Below are 19,431 nucleotides of genomic sequence, written 5' to 3'. Positions count from 1 at the left end.
AGGCAGATCGCATTTAGAGCGTTATAAAAGGGTGACTTTTTAAGCTCTTGCTATTACAGGAGCTCCTCGTCGGCAGTTTGTTCTTACAGGAGCGACAGGGTGTATGTCATTTCTGTCTCTGCTTAAGGCGTTTGTATCCATTACAAAACGACGAATCGTCACTATCGTAATAGTACCGCATTAGCTTAGTGATTTAGGCTTTGAGATAGCTCTTTCAGTCTCTGGGTCGGTCGTCAGGTCTGCGCTTTCTGAAGAGATTGTTGTTTCCATAAGAGCAACAATATGTGAAGGCGTAACATTCAGTGGGGGAGAGAGTTTGAAAATAGTTGCCAGGGATGGATGACGCTGGCCGAGTTCAAGCATGCTGATGTAATTGCGCTCCAGACCCGCCTCAAAACCCAGTTGCTCTTGTGTCAGGCCCGCCTTTTTACGAAGTTGGCGCAGCACCTTTCCGAACGTAATTTCTAAGTCCAATGATCTCTCCAGTTAATTCTAACAATTGTTGGAAATCTCACTGTTTGGTGCTATTTTGTCTTCCAACTATAGTTGGAATTTTGTTTTGTTGATGATAAGTGACTTAGCGGGACTGGTCTGGTTTGAAGAAAAGGGAGCCTTATCGAGTCACTGAACTGACTGGAGGGCAGGATTTAAACGTTAAAGTTTCAGGGATGATCTATGTGGCAGTTTGTTCTCATCATGGTTTTATGGTGGTCAGCGGCCTCCATATCACAGTGCCTTTCTGTGGATGAATCGGGGCAATATGGCCCTGGAATGCATTTGTTTCTCATGGTTGTTTATTTTCCCGCCGCAGTCGGGACCTGGTTGTTTCCCTTGTACGAAATCTTTTTGGGAGCGACTCCCTGGTGGGGAGTATTACTGGGGGTACTAACAGGCCTCTGGTTTGCTATACAAACCCGACGTTTCCTTTTCTTTCATCCAATCATACTGTTTGCAGGCCATTTGATTGGCATTGTTGCATCACTATCAGGATACGTTATTTCGCTGATCCATATTCTCTAACTCTGCGTCTGATGATGTTTGCAAAGGGAAATGTGATTTGGTCGAAAAATACGCAACTCGCTAAGGATCGCTAATGTTTTTGCTTAAATAACGCACATTTCACCTGATCAAGTCGGGTTTATTTGCTGGCGATATATGCGAGAAGTACCCCTACCGAAATGACATAAGGAAATGGAAAAATGAATCGATATAGTTGCTTAATGATTTTATCAACTACGATGCTGGCAGGCTGTATTCAGTCGAGTGGGGTGCTACCACTTGGACCTGATACGTACTCCTTATCAGTACACGCAGCACCTGTGAGAGGTGAAGCTGGAGCCAGGAAAACAGCGCTTACGGAGGCATCTGAATACTGCCGGTCTCAAAGAAAAGAGCTGATGGTGACCAATATTGGAACTGGTGGCCGTAGCTCGCTTCCCGGTGACAATATAGATATAACGTTCCGCTGCCTACAGCATGGTGACTCCGAATTACATCGTCCTACTTATAGTACGGAACCCAAAGTTGTAATTGAAAAACAGTAAGTTAATGAAGGGATATTTGATGAACCTGAACAGTTGGAAGAGCGAAGCTAAGCAACACTGGAAGGAGTTCACACCGAAGCGGTACAAGGCACTCGTGAAGCTCCACAAGCTGGGTGAAGCATTGCAACAGGCAGCAGAGCAAACGCACCTCGAGATGTGCGAACTGGAGGACCAGGGCTATTCGACTGAGGACGCGTGGCAGATGACGCGGGAGAAGTACCTGTTTCCGCCAGAGGAACCGGGCGTCGAGGAACCGATGAACAACAAGGGTGCGAAGCTGATGCAGGAAGTAAATCAACTGATGTCGTTTCCGGAAGAGCAGGACCTGAGCAAACCCGGGCCTCTCGTCGCTGGTGTTTAGTAAGCCAGGTATGCGGTATTACTGACCATAAAGGGGGTAAGCTTCCCATAAGAAAAGGGTTCCCCCTGCTGTCTGACCCTCGATGTTCTATTTCATGCCGTACAACGTTGAAGAGGCTTTTAATTTCTTTAGTGAATATTTAAAACCATCTTTTAAGCCAAGACGTAGCGCTGGGTTATATGTCAAAATTCATGCTTCCTCTTTTTCGTGAGATAGTTGCTATGGCTGGCATAAACAAAACGCATCTGACTGAAACGGATATCATCAGCAAATTTATCCTGCCTGCGGTTAAGGATGCTGGCTGGGATGATTTGGCGCAGATTCGTCAGGAAGTGAAACTGCGAGATGGTAAGATTGTGGTTCGCGGAAAATTGGCCTCACGTATCAAAGTTAAGTCTGCCGATATCGTTCTGTATCACAAGCCTAACTTGCCATTGGCAGTTATCGAAGCCAAGGCTAACAAGCACGCCATCAGTAAAGGGATGCAGCAGGGACTGGACTACGCTAGCCTGCTCGATGTTCCCTTTGTATTTGCCTCCAACGGTGATGGGTTTATCTTCCACGATAAAACCAATCCACAGCAGCTCGAATCCGAAATTGCCCTCAGCGACTTCCCAACACCTGAACAACTCTGGCAAAAATACTGTGTCTGGAAAGGGTTCACTCAGGAGCAGTTGCCCGTTATCAGTCAGGACTATTTTGACGACGGTAGCGGGAAAGCTCCCCGTTACTATCAGATGCAGGCGATTAACCGAACGGTGGATGCCGTATCGGCAGGTAAGAACCGTATTCTGCTGGTCATGGCCACGGGTACGGGCAAAACGTATACCGCATTCCAGATAATCTGGCGGCTGTGGAAAGCCAAAAACAAAAAACGCATCCTCTTCCTCGCGGACCGCAATATTCTGGTCGATCAAACTAAAAATAACGATTTTCAACCTTTCGGTACGGCGATGACTAAAGTCACCGGGCGTACCATCGATCCGGCCTATGAGGTGCATCTGGCGTTGTACCAGGCGATTACCGGACCGGAAGAGCATCAAAAAGCGTATAAGCAGGTGGCCCCGGATTTCTTTGACCTGATTGTGATTGACGAATGCCACCGCGGCAGCGCGTCTGAAGATTCTGCCTGGCGAGAGATTCTGGAGTATTTCGGTAGCGCCACTCAGATCGGTCTGACGGCAACGCCAAAAGAAACGGAAGACGTCTCCAATATCGATTACTTCGGTGAGCCGGTTTACACCTATTCACTGAAAGAGGGCATTGAAGACGGTTTCCTCGCCCCTTACAAAGTCGTGCGCGTTGATATCGACGTTGACGTCCAGGGCTGGCGGCCTGTCAAAGGTCAACTGGATAAATACGGTGAAGAGATTGAGGACCGTATTTACAACCTGAAAGATTTTGATCGCACGCTGGTGATTGATGAGCGCACCATGCTGGTGGCGCAGACCATCACCGATTACCTGAAACGTACCAACCCGATGGATAAAACCATCGTTTTCTGCAACGACATCGATCACGCCGATCGAATGCGCCATGCGCTGGTGGTGCTCAACCCCGAGCAGGTGTTGAAGAACGAAAAGTACGTGATGAAAATCACCGGCGACGATGATATCGGCAAGGCGCAACTGGATAACTTTATCAATCCTAAAAAAGCCTACCCGGTTATCGCGACAACGTCAGAGTTGATGACCACCGGCGTTGATGCGCAGACCTGTAAGCTGGTGGTACTGGATCAAAACATTCAGTCGATGACCAAGTTTAAACAGATCATCGGGCGCGGCACGCGTATCAACGAAAAACACGGCAAGCTGTGGTTCACTATTCTCGATTTCAAAAAAGCGACTGAACTGTTTGCCGACCCACGCTTTGATGGCCTGCCAGAAAAAGTGCTGGTGGTAAAACCCGGTGATATTTCTGACAAAGATTCAGACTTCAATGAACAACTGGATGCGGAAAATAACGCGGATGACGACGATAATGATGCCAGTGAAGCGCGAGAAGACGTCGCTGACTATCAGGTCAATCGTGATAAGCAAGCGGGCAACGGTGAGTTCCATGACGATGATGAAAACAAAGTCCGCAAATTCTATGTGAATGGCGTGGATGTAAAAGTGCTGGCTAAGCGCGTTCAGTATTACGATTCTGATGGCAAACTGGTGACCGAATCCTTCCAGGATTACACCCGTAAAACGATGCTCAAAGACAGCGAATACGCTTCACTGGATAGCTTCGTGCGCAAATGGCAGGATGCACCACGCAAACAGGTCATCATCGAAGAACTGGAGCAACTGGGGATTCTGTGGGACGTGCTGGCCGAAGAGGTGGGTAAAGATCTCGACCCGTTTGATTTGCTCTGTCATGTGGTGTACGGTCAGCCGCCGTTAACCCGTCAGGAACGCGTGGCCAATGTGCGTAAGCGTAATTACTTCACCAAATACGCCGAGCCAGCACAGCAGGTGCTTAACACGTTGTTGGATAAATACGCCGATGAAGGCGTGCAGGAAATTGAGGATGTTCAGGTACTCAAACTGAAGCCGTTCGATACGCTGGGTCGTCCGATAGAAATCATCAAAACCCGCTTTGGTGACAAAAAGGCGTATGAGCAAGCCATCAATGAACTGGAAAATGAAATCTACCAGTTACCGCCACGCTCAGCCTGATAACCTATAAATATATTGCCACTGGCCGCGTCTGCGACCGGTGGCATCCTTTTTTAAGTATGGAAAGAAAACATGTCGATTAGCTCAGTCATTAAATCCCTTCAGGACATTATGCGTAAAGACGCTGGTGTGGACGGCGATGCCCAGCGTCTGGGGCAGCTTTCATGGCTGCTGTTTTTGAAGATTTTTGATACCCAGGAAGAAGAGCTGGAACTGGAGCAGGATGACTACCAGTTCCCGATCCCCCAGCGCTATTTATGGCGTAACTGGGCGGCGAACAGCGAAGGCATCACCGGTGATGCGTTGCTGGAATTTGTGAACGACGACCTGTTCCCGACCCTGAAAAACCTCACCGCGCCGATCGATAAGAACCCGCGTGGCTTTGTGGTCAAACAGGCGTTCAGCGATGCCTACAACTACATGAAAAACGGCACGCTGCTGCGTCAGGTGATCAACAAGCTCAACGAAATCGACTTCAGCAGCAGCCAGGAACGCCATCTGTTTGGCGATATCTACGAACAGATCCTGCGCGACCTGCAAAGCGCCGGGAATGCGGGTGAGTTTTATACCCCGCGTGCGGTCACGCGTTTTATGGTCAACCGCATAGATCCGAAGTTGGGCGAGTCGATTATGGATCCGGCGTGCGGCACCGGCGGCTTCCTCGCTTGCGCCTTCGACCATGTGAAAGACAATTACGTCAAAACGACTGAAGATCATAAAACCCTACAACAGCAGATATATGGCGTAGAGAAGAAGCAACTTCCGCACCTGCTGTGTACGACCAATATGCTTTTACACGGCATTGAAGTGCCGGTGCAAATCCGTCACGACAACACGCTGAATAAACCGCTCTCTTCCTGGGATGAGCAGGTCGATGTAATTGTTACCAACCCACCGTTTGGCGGCACAGAAGAAGACGGCATTGAGAAAAACTTCCCGGCAGAGATGCAGACCCGTGAAACCGCCGATCTGTTCCTGCAACTGATTATCGAAGTGCTGGCAGACAAAGGCCGTGCGGCGGTGGTGTTACCGGACGGCACGCTGTTTGGCGAAGGCGTAAAAACTAAAATCAAAAAACTGCTCACCGAAGAGTGCAACCTGCACACCATCGTGCGGTTGCCGAACGGCGTGTTTAACCCGTACACCGGCATCAAAACCAATATCCTGTTCTTCACCAAAGGTCAGCCAACCAAAGACGTCTGGTTCTACGAGCATCCGTACCCGGACGGCGTGAAGAACTACAGTAAAACCAAGCCGATGAAGTTTGAAGAGTTCCAGGCGGAAATCGACTGGTGGGGCTGTGAAGCTGATGGTTTTGCCAGCCGCGAAGAGAATAATCAGGCGTGGAAAGTCAGCATCGACGACATCATCGCTCGCAACTTCAACCTTGATATCAAGAACCCGTATCAGGGCGAAACCATCAGCCACGATCCGGATGAGCTGCTGGCACAGTACCAGACACAGCAGATGGAAATCAGCGAGCTGCGTAATCAGTTACGCGATATTCTTGGTGCGGCTCTGGCGGGCAGCAAGGAGACGAACTGATGACTGTTGAGAAGCTGATTACCGACCATATCGATATCTGGTCCTCTGCGCTGCAAACCCGCTCCACGGCCGGGCGGGGTAGTAACGGTAAAATCGACCTCTATGGCATTAAGAAACTGCGCGAGCTGATTCTGGAACTGGCGGTACGCGGCAAACTGCTGCCGCAGGACCCGAATGATGAACCGGCGTCTGTGTTATTGAAACGTATTGCTGCCGAGAAAGCGGAGCTGGTGAAGCAGGGTAAAATTAAAAAACAGAAGCCGCTGCCTGAGATTAGCGAGGATGAAAAGCCGTTTGAGTTGCCGGAGGGGTGGGAGTGGCAAAGATTGATCGAGTTGGGTTCATGGGCTATAGGCTCAGGGTTTCCAACTTCTATTCAAGGCATTACCTCTGAAGATATCCTGATGTGTAAAGTTAGTGACATGAATCTTCAAGGAAATGAAAAATATATTAAAGCTACAAACAATACTATCTCCGAGGAATCGGCTATTCAGCGGAAAATAAATGTTTCCGAACCCGGAACGGTAATATTTCCTAAAATTGGTGGGGCTATTGCTACAAATAAAAGACGGATACTTGTCAAAAAAACAGCCATTGATAATAACTGCTTAGGGATAAGACCTTTTGAACGAATAAATATTGAGTGGTTTTTTTTAATCCTGAACGCCATTGATATGGCGAAGTATCAATCAGGAACATCTGTACCTGCTATAAATCAGAGCGTGATTGGCAATATTGTTATTGCTCTTCCATCTGAGTGTATGCAAGCCAGAATAGTAGCAAAAGTTGAAGAGTTAATGTCCCTCTGCGACCAACTAGAACAGCAATCTCTGACCAGTCTGGATGCCCATCAGCAACTGGTGGAAACCCTGCTGGCGACGCTGACCGACAGCCAAAATGCCAAAGAGCTCGCCGGAAACTGGGCGCGAATCAGTCAGCATTTCGACACCCTGTTTACCACCGAAGCGAGTATCGATACGCTTAAGCAAACCATTCTGCAGCTGGCGGTGATGGGGAAACTGGTGCCGCAAGATGCTAACGACGAACCGGCTTCTGAACTGCTTAAACGTATTGAGCAGGAAAAATTGCAACTGGTGAAAGAAGGGAAAATCAAAAAACAAAAATCGTTACCACCAGTGAGTGATGAGGAAAAACCGTTTGAGTTGCCACAGGGGTGGGAATGGTGTCGTATCGGTGATTGTAGTTTGTCTACCGAATATGGAATATCTCATAAAACATCTAAATCTTCGCAAGGAGTACCCGTTTTAAAAATGGGTGATATTCAAAGCGGGGAGGTAAAGTTAGGTGGGCAGCAAGTTATAGATTCTGATATTGAAGAATTACCATATTTGTATTTGGAAAATAGAGATATTTTATATAATCGAACAAACAGTGCAGAGCTTGTTGGAAAGGCTGGCATCTACTTAGGTAAGGATAATACTTACACTTATGCCTCTTATTTAATTAGAATTCGCACGGATAAAAATGGAAGCATGCCAGAATTTATCAATTTGAATATGCAGGCACCATTTTTTAGACTTACTCAAATAAATCCATATGTTAAGCAGCAATGTGGGCAAGCTAACGTTAATGGCACAATAATGAAAAATATGCTTGTAGCTATTCCTCCGTTCGCTGAACAGAAGAGAATACTGCTTAAAGTCGTGCAACTGAGTGATATTTGCAGCCATCTCAAATCCCGCCTGCAATCTGCCCAACAAACCCAGCTCCACCTGGCGGATGCCCTTACTGACGCAGCATTGAACTAAGGAACAGACGATGCCGGTTCATCATGCAATCTGGCGGATAGGGGAGAATCCCCAGCCGCTAACCATCAGCAAACTCGCCAGCGAGCAACTGTTGGAGAAGATGATTTTAAACGACCCCACTATTCTCTCTGACCAGTGGATGATTATTGGGCATCAGGAAAATACGCTCGATAAAGGGCGAATCGATCTGCTGGCGATTGCGCCGGATGCCTCTCTGATTCTGATAGAACTGAAACGCGACCGCACGCCGCGTGAAGTGGTTGCTCAGGCGCTGGATTACGCCTCCTGGGTGGATGATTTAAGTGCCGAGCGTCTGTCGCAGATTTACGATAGATTTTCCGGTGGTGGAAACTTGGGTGACGCATTCAGACAACGCTTCAACGCCGAGCTGGAAGATGATTCCATCAACAAGTCACATCAAATCATTATTGTCGCAGCGGAGCTGGATCCCTCCACCGAACGCATCGTCGACTATCTGAGTAAGAACGGCATCTCGATTAACGTTCTGTTCTTTAAAGTGTTCCAGCACGGTGACGAACAGTTCTTAAGCCGTGCCTGGCTTATTGATCCGAGCGAAACGCAAACCAATGCCGCACAGGCCACTGCTACAAGTGCCAATGCGAAGGAACCCTGGAACGGTGAGTTTTATGTCTCGTTTGGCGATTCAAACAGTCGCGTCTGGGAAGAGGCGCGACGCTACGGGTTTATCAGCGCAGGTGGCGGAAGCTGGTACAGTCAGACGTTAAAACAGCTTCAGCCTGGCAACCGCGTCTGGGTGAAAATTCCGGCAACAGGTTACGTCGGCGTAGGGATTGTGCAGAGCGCCGTTGAGCCTGCCAGTAGCTTCACCATCAACACTGACGACGGTGAAAAGCGGGCGATGGATGTGCTTAAGTACAGCGATCTCTATCACCGGAACGCAGATGACCCCGAAAAGTCCGAGTATTTTGTTCCCGTTAAATGGCTGGAAACCCGCAGTGAGCAAGAGGCGGTGAACGAGGTCGGATTCTTCGGTAATCAAAACACAGTGTGTAAGCCCACAACGCCGAAATGGCGTCACACCGTCGAAAAATTAAAGCTCTATTTTAAAAACTGGGATGTTCAAGTGTAAAATCCCAGACTAACGAGAGGCCTGAAAAGGCCTTTTGTCATTTCTTCACCGGATGGATTCTTATCGAGACGCGCAAGGGAGAGTCGCGCCCGCCTGTTTTTACGCTAGCGCTCTGCTAGTGACAGCCAGCTCGCAGGGAGTGAGCTGACCGTGTTTAACGTCCTACCGAGGGGCGTAAATTGCACACAGAGGTTAATGATGGCTAAAGCGCACTCCACGCCGCTCAACGATATTGCGATTATCGCTGCGAATTTAAAAGACCGTTATAAAAACGGCTTCCCTGTTCTGAAAGAAATTGTGCAAAACGCAGATGACGCACAGGCGTCATCATTAATCTTTGGCTGGAGCCCAGGCATTACCGGGGCAGATCATCCTTTATTGGGCGATCCCGCGCTTTTCTTTATCAATAATGCGCCGCTGACACTCGAAGATGTAGAGGGGATCCTCTCCATTGGCATTGGCACCAAACCGGGTGACGAAAATGCGGTGGGAAAATTTGGGCTCGGTATGAAAAGCCTGTTCCATCTTGGTGAAGTATTCTTTTACCAGTCTTTTGACTGGCATACCGCTTCGGCCAAATCAGACGTTTTTAACCCCTGGGACAGTTACAGATCTGCCTGGGCCGAGGTGAGCGAGCAAGATAAAGTTCGTCTTGAGGATGAAGTCCGCGCAATTACCCAAAATGAGTGTGATGGTTATTTCGTTGTCTGGGTTCCGCTGCGTTCAGAGAGTATCTATCAGGCCCGCCAGGATGATGAAAACTTTATTATTGTTGGCGAAGACTATCGTTATGAGGTGCCTGATTTTATCACTGACCGGCGATTAGGGGATAAGCTCGCCAGCCTGTTACCGCTGATGAAAACCTTGCAGGACATTGAGCTGGTCGTGAAAACAGGGCAGGGGTATCAGCGTCAAATACATATCTCGCTGCCTGAAAAGGCAACTCGCCCACAATTTACCAATCTTAATGGTGCTGGGGAATGGCAAGGCCACATTACCGTTCAGCATGCTGGATTGCCGGACCCTCAGCAAAAATTCTACGTCGGGCATGAGGTTTTGCTGAATACGCCTGAGTTTTCTGCCCTGAAATCACAACGCACCTGGCCATTCAGTTATTCACGAGAAGGTAAGAAGACCGCGGATAAAGCGCTGCCTCATGCCGCTGTGGTGATGCTGGCGGAGAAAGTACATGAAGGAGAGGCAACGCTGACGGTGGAGTGGGCGGTGTTTTTACCTTTGGGTGAGCAGGACACCGCGCAGCATGCGCAGAAACAAACATTCTCTCTTTCTGGTCAGTACTCGTATCAAATTATTCTGCACGGTTACTTTTTCATCGATGCCGGGCGAGTGGGTATCCAGGGGCTGGCTACACTCACCAGCGCCACGCCGTTATTCAATGCCCCAGATTCTCCAGGCCAGGAACAACTGGTTCAGGAATGGAACCGCTGTCTTGCTACTCAGGGAACGTTGCCGTTATTACCGAAAGCGCTTGCCTCTCTTATGTCGCTTATTCACGCCGGGGATGCGGAAAAAGCGGCAATCGCGAGTGGTGTGCGTAGTGTTTTAAACCGCAATTGTACCTGGCTCGACTGGATGACGTTGCATCAGCTCTGGGTATGCGAATTGACGCCGGATGGAAATCTTTGGTGTTTAATTGATGCGAACACCCCCATTCGTCCATTGCCTGCCACACCTTCAAGCGAAGCGCATCGCCCCTGGGAAGTGCTGCCTGCTTTGGAAAGCCTCGGTGTGACGCACAAATTCATCGATGAGACGCAGCAAAATATCTACAATTGGCGAAAGAATGCGTGGCAATTGTCAGAGATTCAGGCGTTGCTGCATAGCGTACCCGCAATGGTGTTCACTAGCTTAAAGCTTACAAATTATCTCAATCAATTGCTGAAAGAACTGCCGATTCAATCAGACAGCTTTGTGCTTGAGCTGATTGCATTGCTCAGGAAAACGTTTTTTAACGTGCCGCTGGTGGAGCTCTCACGTAACCAGACTGCGATCGGTGAGTTGATGGCGCTTATTCGTCCGACCTGGCGTTACAGGATTGCCATTGATCGTCAGGAGCAAGCCCTGTGGGAAGCACTTGGACGTACTGCTATGGATACGCTGCTGGTGCCCGCTTTTCTCGATAACAGTAAAGAGCCCGCCAGTGCTTCTTTGAACTGGGAGACGGTTGGCAGCCTGCTACAGGCGATGCAGGCGCAGGCTTCTGCCAGCGATGACTTTGAAAAACTGGTGCAGAATTTTATCGACAAACTCTCAGTTCCCGATCAACAGGAATTGTACCGCCGGTTTGATACGTTGAAGATCTTTAAGGTTTCACAGCCAACAGGGAAACCTTACCTGGAGACGCGCCGTCACTTGCTTGAACTAAAACAAAAGCGAAGGATCTTCAAACTTGGCGGGAGCGCCAACTTTGGTATGGGTTTAAGTGCATTGTTGCAGCAGGCACTGTTTGAAAAAGAAATCGTACTGATCGCTAATAAAACTAACCAGACCCTTTTTGGTGGTTCTGAATATTCTGAAGCACAGGAGTGTGACAGCGCAGGCGTGGTCCATTTGCTTGAGCTTCATCCTCGCCTGGATTTTCCGGCAAAACGCATTGACCTGCTCAATAAAATGGCTGCCGATGGGGACAAATTTGGCCCCAGAGAGCGGCTTGCGTATCGCTATCTGATGCACGGTAATTCGGATGATACTGGTGAAGCTGAATTGTGGAAGGCGGGTAAAGCGCATCCCGTATGGGCAAAAATTCTTTCTGATGCCGATTCGCAGCAGGTTAAGTGGACTATTATTTCGCCAGAAATAGAGCAGAATCTTGGGCTGACTCCCGGATTCGAGAAGGCTCTAAGGCTTGATAGTGTTACGCCGGATCATGTGATTCACCGCTTCAAAGAAAGCCTTGAATATCTGGAGTTTGATGACTTATCTGCAGAAGATGCGGAAGAAGTTCTGATGCACATTGGTCGCTCTATGGGCGAAACAATGTGGCGGCAGATGGCACTTCATCGTAGGGAAGGCAAAGACGGGTATATATCCCTTGATGAGCGTTGTTTCTTGCGTGGGGGGCGCATTGAACTGCCCACTGAATTGAATGACAACGTGACGTTCATCCAATCCGCCAGTCAGCCAGAGGTGCAGGAACAGCAGCGTAAATTCCTGCCGATGGTGAACGCTGAACATGCGGTCATGCTGGCCTTATCTGAGCTTCACCCGGAGCGATACTGCGACTTTATCCTGCAGTTGTTAATGCAGCCGACGAATGACTTGTCTTCAGAGAGAGTATTCAACAACCTACGCAGTCAAAAATGGCTTTTGCACCGTGGTGTTGCGATAGCTCCAGAAAATATTCTGGATATCAAAGCGGCAGACTACCCGGAGATAGCGAAGCTGACGGAAGCCACACCGCTGATAGCGCTGCTTGAGGATATTGCTCTACCAGAAGACGCTAACCGCGCGCTGAGCCAATTTATCTTGCAGGGCAAGTCTGCGTTTTATAAAGCGCTCAATGTGGCAGGCACACTTCCGCTTTATGCTATCGGCATCAGCTTACGTCTCACTGATACGGTTATTCTTCAGGCCAGCGACAGGTCTTACGCGTTTGAGAACTTTGAAGGCTGGCGGCTTTTAATTGAGTGCCTTAAAGGTGCTGAGTCACTTGAGGGAAATGAGGCCATCAATGCGCTGAGTTTTGCGCATCCAGTGACGGACAAGATAGTTGCAAGCTACCGGCGTCTAGTCGATAGCATGAGTCCAGCCCAAAGCGGTGAATTGCGTAAAGCGCTGTTGAGCTCGTTGTGTCATACCCATTCAGCACCTACTAGTGTATTGCGTTCAATGTCGCTCAGAACGGCAGCGGATACCTGGGCGCTAGCCGCCGATCTCTGTTATGGCGTAACGGGGGCAGAGCGTAGTGCTGTACTGCATGAAGACGACTGGGCGTATTTGCAGCCTTGGCTGCAGGCTAGTGATTTGACGGTAGACAGCACTGAGTCTGAAGGGCATCTCACTCATGTGGAGCATTCAGCCAATGTCTTAAGGGACTACTTTGCTCCATGGGAACGCTGGGTTCCACGTAAGGCAATCGCTGCGCTGCTGGCTTTACTGGCGGGGAATCGTAAGGTTCGTACGCTGTGTGAGAGCTATCTGGGGCTGCAAAGTTATGCCCTGTTTGTGAAAGAACTGTCGCAAGACAGTAAACCTTTAACTAACCATGAAGCTCACTTTGCGGGGTTAACGCTCTTACAGTGCATTGAGAAATATGCCTTTGCCGTGAAGGTTTACGAAGAAAACACGTTGCAGGTTCATTCACTGTTCCAGGAACGTTTGACCGTGGCGCTGGCAACTGATCTGGATACAATCTTTGTGGGTCAGCACGGCTACGCTTTTTATACCGGCCAGGCACCGCAAATCTTCATTCGCCGATTTTCCCCAGACCAGTACACCTCTCAGCAGCTCCTGGCAATTTTAAAGCGCAGTACTAGCTGGCTGCAGGAAGGCATTTATCTGCAGCGAGCAAGGCTGGATACGCTCTGGCAATCCTTTGAGCAGGCCGAGCAACTTGACGTGAATATCGCGCGAGTCACTATCCTGAACAGCATCGTTGAGCGCCTGAAAACGCTGGGCCTTAAAAACTCTCAGCTTAACGTTTTAATGAGAGCCTATGAGAGTGAGCTTCACTCTCTTGCTGAAAGTAGTGACGGCAAGTCGCTCCACAGCCCGAGGCTCACTGAAATTGTCTATGACATTGCGAATGCCATCCGGGATCGCCCTGAGCTGCAGGCTGAAATATTAACAGCGGTCAGAAAGCGTATAGAGGATGCTCAGTATCAGCCATCAAGCGTTCCTTTTGAGCTGTTCCAGAATGCCGATGATGCAGTAGAAGAGTTGTTTAAGCTGGATAGCGATGCCCGTCATGAGCGGCTGCACCAGAAATTTATGGTGAAAGAGCAAAACGGCGGGTTGTCGTTCTTCAACTGGGGTCGAGAAATAAACCGCTTCCAGAGCGTGAAAAATGAGCAAGTCGAGAATGTTCATGATGGCTACAAAAACGATCTGAAAAAAATGCTGGCGCTTTACCAGTCAGATAAAGAGCAGGGCGTTACCGGCAAGTTCGGTCTTGGCTTCAAAAGCTGTCTGCTGGTGTCTGATCATCCTTACCTATTGTCGGGGCGGCTGGCGACTAAAATAGCGGGTGGAATTGTGCCCGAGTCCTGTGACGCTGAAAGCTATAAACAACTAAATCAACTCACTGAAAGTGCCGCGATAAATGGCTTGTCACCAACTCTTGTGTATTTGCCACTGCGCCAGCATATGCAAGCAGAAATGGTGTTAAAAGATTTTACTCTGTATGCAGGTTTACTAAGTCTTTATGCACGTAACTTGCGGCAGATTGTCATTGATGAGCATGAATGGCGCTGGGAGCCTGCTCAGTATAAACGTATTCCTGGTCTGTCATTGGGCAAGGTTATGTTGCCGAACAGCAAGGGTGTTCAGTCACCAGTGCGAGTGGCGGTTTACCAGACCGAAATCGATGATGAACGCTGCCATCTAGTTTTCCAGGTCACGCGCAGGGGCCTGAGAGGTTTTGACACTCATATTCCGCGACTGTGGAATTTGTCTCCGTTGATGAGTGATACCCGGCAGGGTTTTTTGATTAACGCTGGATTTGAGGTTGATATTGGTCGACGCCAGTTGGCTATTGAAGCTGAACGTAACCGGGGCATCATTCAGAAAGCAGGAGCGAAAGTTCATTCTCTGCTGGAATTGCTCTGGCGTGAAACTGAGTATAACTGGGAGGCGCTGGTTGCTGAGTGGGAACTAAGCCCAGAATTAACTCATAGTCAGTTCTGGGAAAGCATCTGGGACGTAATGTCTACAGGCATCAGTAACGACGCTACCGCGATGGAAAATGAAAAGTTGCTACAGCAACTTTACGAAAGCGAAAACGGCATCATGAGCTTCTATCGCTCATATCCCGCGCTGCCCAACGGATTTAAAGAGCAGGCTGCCGGGCTGATAAAGTGGAGTGACAGAGTGCGTTGTGCGGATGAACTGGTTTCTCGTCTGGCGAGTTCACTGATTCATCTCCCTGCGTTTCAGGCATTGCACAGTGCACAGTGCCTGGTAGCAGACACGACGGGAGGCAAACTTAAAGTCGAAAGTAAACTGTCGCTTGAATCGTTATTAAACGCGTCATTGCCGGATAAACAGGGCGTTGATATCCAGCATCTGGCACAGCGGGATGCGGAAAAGCTGGCAGTCGTATTTAACGAAGAGTTCGATAAGCGACTAGGTGAACTGACAGGCTGGCAGGATAAAATTGAGGCTTTCAGAAAACAGCTGGCGAACCTTCATGTGCAAACACAAGCAGGTTCCACACGTCCGATTAGCCAAATTTTGCTCGGTAACATTCCTTGTGCCGAAAAAAATGAACGGTTGATATCTGGGTTTGCACCTGCCGGTACCATCATTTCGTCATCATATTCTAAGCAGGCCTGTGAATTTATTGTTTATTGCAAACGCAGAAGTCAGGGATATGTTTTTGACGATTTACTTGAATGGGCAGGTCGCAATGACCTGGCGGCTGATAATCAAAAGCAACAAGCATTTTGTCGTTTTCTGATTGAAGGTCTGGAAGGAGATAAACTGGCGGGTAAGCTAATGGAAGAAATACCTCCAGGCTGGTTACTTGAACTTAAACTGCGCCCAGGCGCGTTCCCGGCAGACTGGCACTGGAGCAATAATGATATTGCCTCTCTCCTGCAGGGAAGGTTACTGACTAATAGCGACAGAACAAGGGCATTGGAGCGCGAAATTTGCGAGACACCAGAAGAATACAAACCGTTGGTGACTCCTGGTGAGGCGGTGCAAAAAATTTACCGCTGGTGGGAAGAGAACAAGCAGGAAGAGTTGGCGAAATACAATACCCGACTCTACCCAGAAGGTTGGTTTGACTGGGAGGCTTTGAGAAATGGCTCTGACGATCAGCGTTCGCGCATGGCGTTATTGAAACTGCTTTATCTTGGTTCGTGCCAGACCATTGGCCGGACTCAGGAAGAGCAACATTGTGCTGCGATCAACTATTTTGAGGAGAAAGGTTGGTGGGAGACGTTTGTTAATCCTGATGCTGCACAGCAGTGGCTGGATGTGATGGATGATTATCTCAACGAGTCTTTTGATAGCGATAAGTATCGTATCTGGTTGCAAATACTGCCGTTGTATCGTTTTTCCAAGCATTTAGATACCTATCGCGAACTATTGGATATGTCGGAAGTATTCCTTGAGGATATTGGCGATTTACTGCGACCGGCATCCAGTCCCAAGCTTTCGGGAACCGGGATAGGTGTCGTTCCAGAATTACGTGCAACGCTTGGAACCGGGGTGAACTTCATTTTCCGTGAACTCGTGCGTAATAACGTGTTTACCGACTCTAATATTCATCAATATTGCTTCTCTGCACCAGAGCGCGTCAGACGTCTGTTGTGGGCGATGGAGTTTGAAGAAATAAATGTTAAGCAGTCGTCTGCCAGTGATTCTATTCTGTTGTGGACGTTTTTCAGCAAACATCTTGGTGAGGAAAATGCGACCTTTAATCATTGTTTCGACATACCGCTGCGCATTTTAACCAGTGACGAGAAAAGCTCGCTTCGCATTGAAATATTTGGGCAGGATCCCCTGGAGTACGTATGAAAATGACATTTCAGCAGGGCCAACAAGTACGGCATGAACGCTTTGGGCTGGGGACGATTGAACTCTTGAGGGAAAATACCGCACTCATTCGTTTCGAGTCGAGTTTTGAAGAGCGTCCTCTTTCCGAGCTGGAACCAGTACGCAGCGCACAAGATGCTTTAGCTGAAGGTAATTATGACGATCTGCGTGAAGTCCTGGCACGCAGCCAGGCGCTTGCGATCCGCTCCATCAATGATAGTTGGGGGGTGTTTTCTACATCACGTATCAACCTGTTGCCGCATCAGTTATGGGTATGTCATCGCGTGTTAAGGCAATGGCCGGTACAAAAGCTAATTGCTGATGATGTAGGGCTTGGGAAAACAGTAGAGGCGGGGCTGATCCTTTGGCCGCTGCTGGCCAAAAAACGCGTGCAGCGTCTGTTGGTTTTAGCGCCTGCATCGTTAGTACCGCAGTGGCAGGAGCGTTTGCGGCAGATGTTTGATATTCGCTTGTCCCTCTACTCTGCGGAAATTGATACTGAGCGTTCAGATTACTGGAATACGCATCCCTGGGTGGTCGCTTCATTGCCGACACTGCGAAAAGATATTAATGGCAGGCACGAGCGAATGCTCAAAGCAGACGACTGGGACTTGCTGATCATCGATGAAGCACATCACCTTAACTCGCTAGAAGATTCGGGGGCGACTCAGGGCTATCGATTTGTGCAGAAGCTTATCGATCACGGTAAGTTCGCCTCGCGGCTTTTTTTCACAGCTACCCCGCATCGCGGGAAAAATTACGGCTTCTTTGCCCTGTTGAGGCTTTTACGTCCAGACTTGTTTGACGTGAATAAGCCATTTGAAACTCAGCAGCATCATGTTCGGGATGTTGTGATTCGCAATAATAAGCAAACCGTCACGAATATGGACGGTGAGCGTTTGTTCAAGACCGTCAACGTGACCTCACAGACCTATCATTTTTCTGAGGCTGAACAGTCATTCTATGACCGGCTCACACGATTTATTCTTTCAGGGCAGGCCTACGCTTCGTCGCTGAGCTCCGCAAACCAGCAGGCTGTGCAACTGGTGTTAACGGCAATGCAGAAACTGGCGGCAAGTTCGGTAGCGGCAATTTATGCCGCAATAAATGGGCGTATCGCCAGGCTCGGGGAAAATCAGAAAAAGCTGCAGGTGCTGAGTGATGAAATGAATGCCATCATGAGTGATTCTCAGGCCCCGGATCTCGATGATGCCTACATTGCGCTTGAAAGCGAATATGTTGAAATGTCTGCTTCGGTTCAACTTATGCAGAATGAGCTGCCCATGCTTGAAGAGCTGCAGGCGTTGGCGGGGAATGTAGAATCGGAAACGAAAATCCAGACCCTACTTAATGTGCTGGAAACCACGTTTCTTAATCGCACCGTCGTATTCTTTACTGAATATAAAGCGACTCAGGCTTTGCTGATAAATACCCTGAATGCTCGCTTTGGCTATGGTTGTGTCAGCTTTATCAATGGCGAAGGGCGCCTGGAAGGGATTTACAATAAACAGGGAGTCAAAACGTCATGGAGTATGGATCGTTACCATGCCGCCGAGCAGTTTAAGAGTGGGCTGGTACGCTTTATAGTTTGTACTGAAGCTGGTGGTGAAGGTATTGATTTGCAGGACAACTGTTATTCCATGATTCATGTTGATCTGCCCTGGAATCCGATGCGTCTCCACCAGCGTGTAGGGCGACTCAACCGCTATGGCCAAAAACATCAGGTTGAAGTTATTACCTTACGCAACCCCGACACTGTAGAGTCCAGAATTTGGGATCTATTAAACAGCAAAATAACTACGGTCATGCGCTCTTTAGGTGATGCAATGGAAGAACCGGAAGATCTATTACAGCTTATCCTGGGGATGAGTGATAAAGGATTCTTCAACTCACTTTTTGCCGATGGTCTGACTCAGAAATCGGAGACGCTAAACACATGGTTTGATTCCAGAGCGGGGACCTTTGGGGGGCAGTCTGCCGTTAGTGTTGTAAAGGGTCTGGTTGGGCATGCTGATAAATTTGAGTATCAGAACCTGGATGAAGTCCCGAAGCTGGATCTTAACCATATGTATGATTTTCTCGAGAACATGCTGAAGTTGAACGGTCACCGTCTGGAGAATGATGATGGCGTTCTGAGCTTTGTCACTCCCAGAGACTGGATCACACAGTTTGGTATCAAGAAGAAATATAGCAACATGACTTTTGAGCGTGTTCCTGCAGAGAAATCGTTAGAAGTGCTTGGGGTAGGGCATGTCATTATTAACAATGCTATTAATCAGGCTGAAAAATTTAATGCATCTACAGCGGTAGCTCGAGGTATTTCCTCTGCTTTATTGATTTACACATTGAGAGATCAGATTACCGGTGATAGCAACGTCCAATCATTTTCAGTCGTAGGCGTTGTTCTGGAAGATAACATTCAGATACTGGTCAACGATGAGTTGGTTAACAGGCTGGCTTTCATATACGACAATATGCCTAAAGCTTCAACAGTCGTAAAATTAGATAGTACATTCCAGGTCAATCTGGAAAGGGATATCAGGCGGGCTGAGGCTGCATTAGAACTCTTTATACCTGAGCTGAATTTACCCTATGAGCAGGTAGTCTGGCACCATACGGCAACGTTTCTGCCGCAGTAGTGCTCAGCATAACTTTTTACAATGAATATGCCTGTATAAATGGTGCTGAGCAAGAACGCTGGCACCATAGTTCATAT

The 19,431-nt window shown here is 48.5% G+C and carries 9 protein-coding genes; 8 read left to right on the top strand and 1 reads right to left on the bottom strand.

The features are described 5' to 3' along the window. Window positions 1-180: 180 nt before the first annotated feature. A complete protein-coding gene (locus tag P2W74_RS18305; protein WP_200041654.1) occupies window positions 181-474 on the bottom strand; it encodes a helix-turn-helix domain-containing protein in 294 nt (97 codons plus the stop codon). 201 nt (window positions 475-675) lie between these two features. Here P2W74_RS18305 and P2W74_RS18300 point away from each other — a divergent pair, with 201 nt between their 5' ends. The 8 genes from P2W74_RS18300 to P2W74_RS18265 all read left to right on the top strand — a co-directional run bounded on the left by P2W74_RS18300 (window position 676) and on the right by P2W74_RS18265 (window position 19,354). Beyond that, window positions 676-1,020, top strand: coding sequence for a hypothetical protein (locus P2W74_RS18300; protein ID WP_276292742.1), 345 nt, complete (start codon window positions 676-678; stop codon window positions 1,018-1,020). 543 nt (window positions 1,021-1,563) lie between these two features. Beyond that, the gene (locus tag P2W74_RS18295; RefSeq protein WP_276292741.1) at window positions 1,564-1,905 is read left to right on the top strand and encodes a hypothetical protein; all 342 of its coding nucleotides are present in this window, start codon (window positions 1,564-1,566) and stop codon (window positions 1,903-1,905) included. A gap of 221 nt (window positions 1,906-2,126) precedes the next feature. Beyond that, on the top strand, window positions 2,127-4,568 hold the full coding sequence (gene hsdR / locus P2W74_RS18290; RefSeq protein WP_276292740.1) for an EcoAI/FtnUII family type I restriction enzme subunit R: 2,442 nt from the start codon (window positions 2,127-2,129) through the stop codon (window positions 4,566-4,568). Between the two features lie 72 nt (window positions 4,569-4,640). Continuing rightward, window positions 4,641-6,113: an N-6 DNA methylase gene (locus tag P2W74_RS18285; RefSeq protein WP_276292739.1), complete on the top strand. Its 1,473-nt coding sequence runs from the start codon at window positions 4,641-4,643 to the stop codon at window positions 6,111-6,113. After that, entirely contained in the window at window positions 6,113-7,882 is a 1,770-nt protein-coding gene (locus tag P2W74_RS18280) for a restriction endonuclease subunit S (RefSeq protein WP_276292738.1), read from the top strand. Before P2W74_RS18285 ends, P2W74_RS18280 begins: the two co-directional genes overlap by 1 nt. Window positions 7,883-7,892: 10 nt before the next feature. Beyond that, the gene (locus P2W74_RS18275; RefSeq protein ID WP_276292737.1) at window positions 7,893-8,993 is read left to right on the top strand and encodes a PDDEXK family nuclease; all 1,101 of its coding nucleotides are present in this window, start codon (window positions 7,893-7,895) and stop codon (window positions 8,991-8,993) included. A gap of 195 nt (window positions 8,994-9,188) precedes the next feature. Further along, a complete protein-coding gene (locus tag P2W74_RS18270; protein WP_276292736.1) occupies window positions 9,189-16,697 on the top strand; it encodes a sacsin N-terminal ATP-binding-like domain-containing protein in 7,509 nt (2,502 codons plus the stop codon). Next, window positions 16,694-19,354: a DEAD/DEAH box helicase gene (locus tag P2W74_RS18265; RefSeq protein ID WP_276292735.1), complete on the top strand. Its 2,661-nt coding sequence runs from the start codon at window positions 16,694-16,696 to the stop codon at window positions 19,352-19,354. Before P2W74_RS18270 ends, P2W74_RS18265 begins: the two co-directional genes overlap by 4 nt. Window positions 19,355-19,431 lie beyond the last annotated feature (77 nt).

The sequence above is a fragment of the Citrobacter enshiensis genome, assembly GCF_029338175.1.
Lineage (GTDB): Bacteria > Pseudomonadota > Gammaproteobacteria > Enterobacterales > Enterobacteriaceae > Citrobacter_D > Citrobacter_D enshiensis.
The sequence above is the reverse complement of the archived record's forward strand: the minus strand, read 5'-3'. Positions and strand labels throughout refer to the sequence as shown.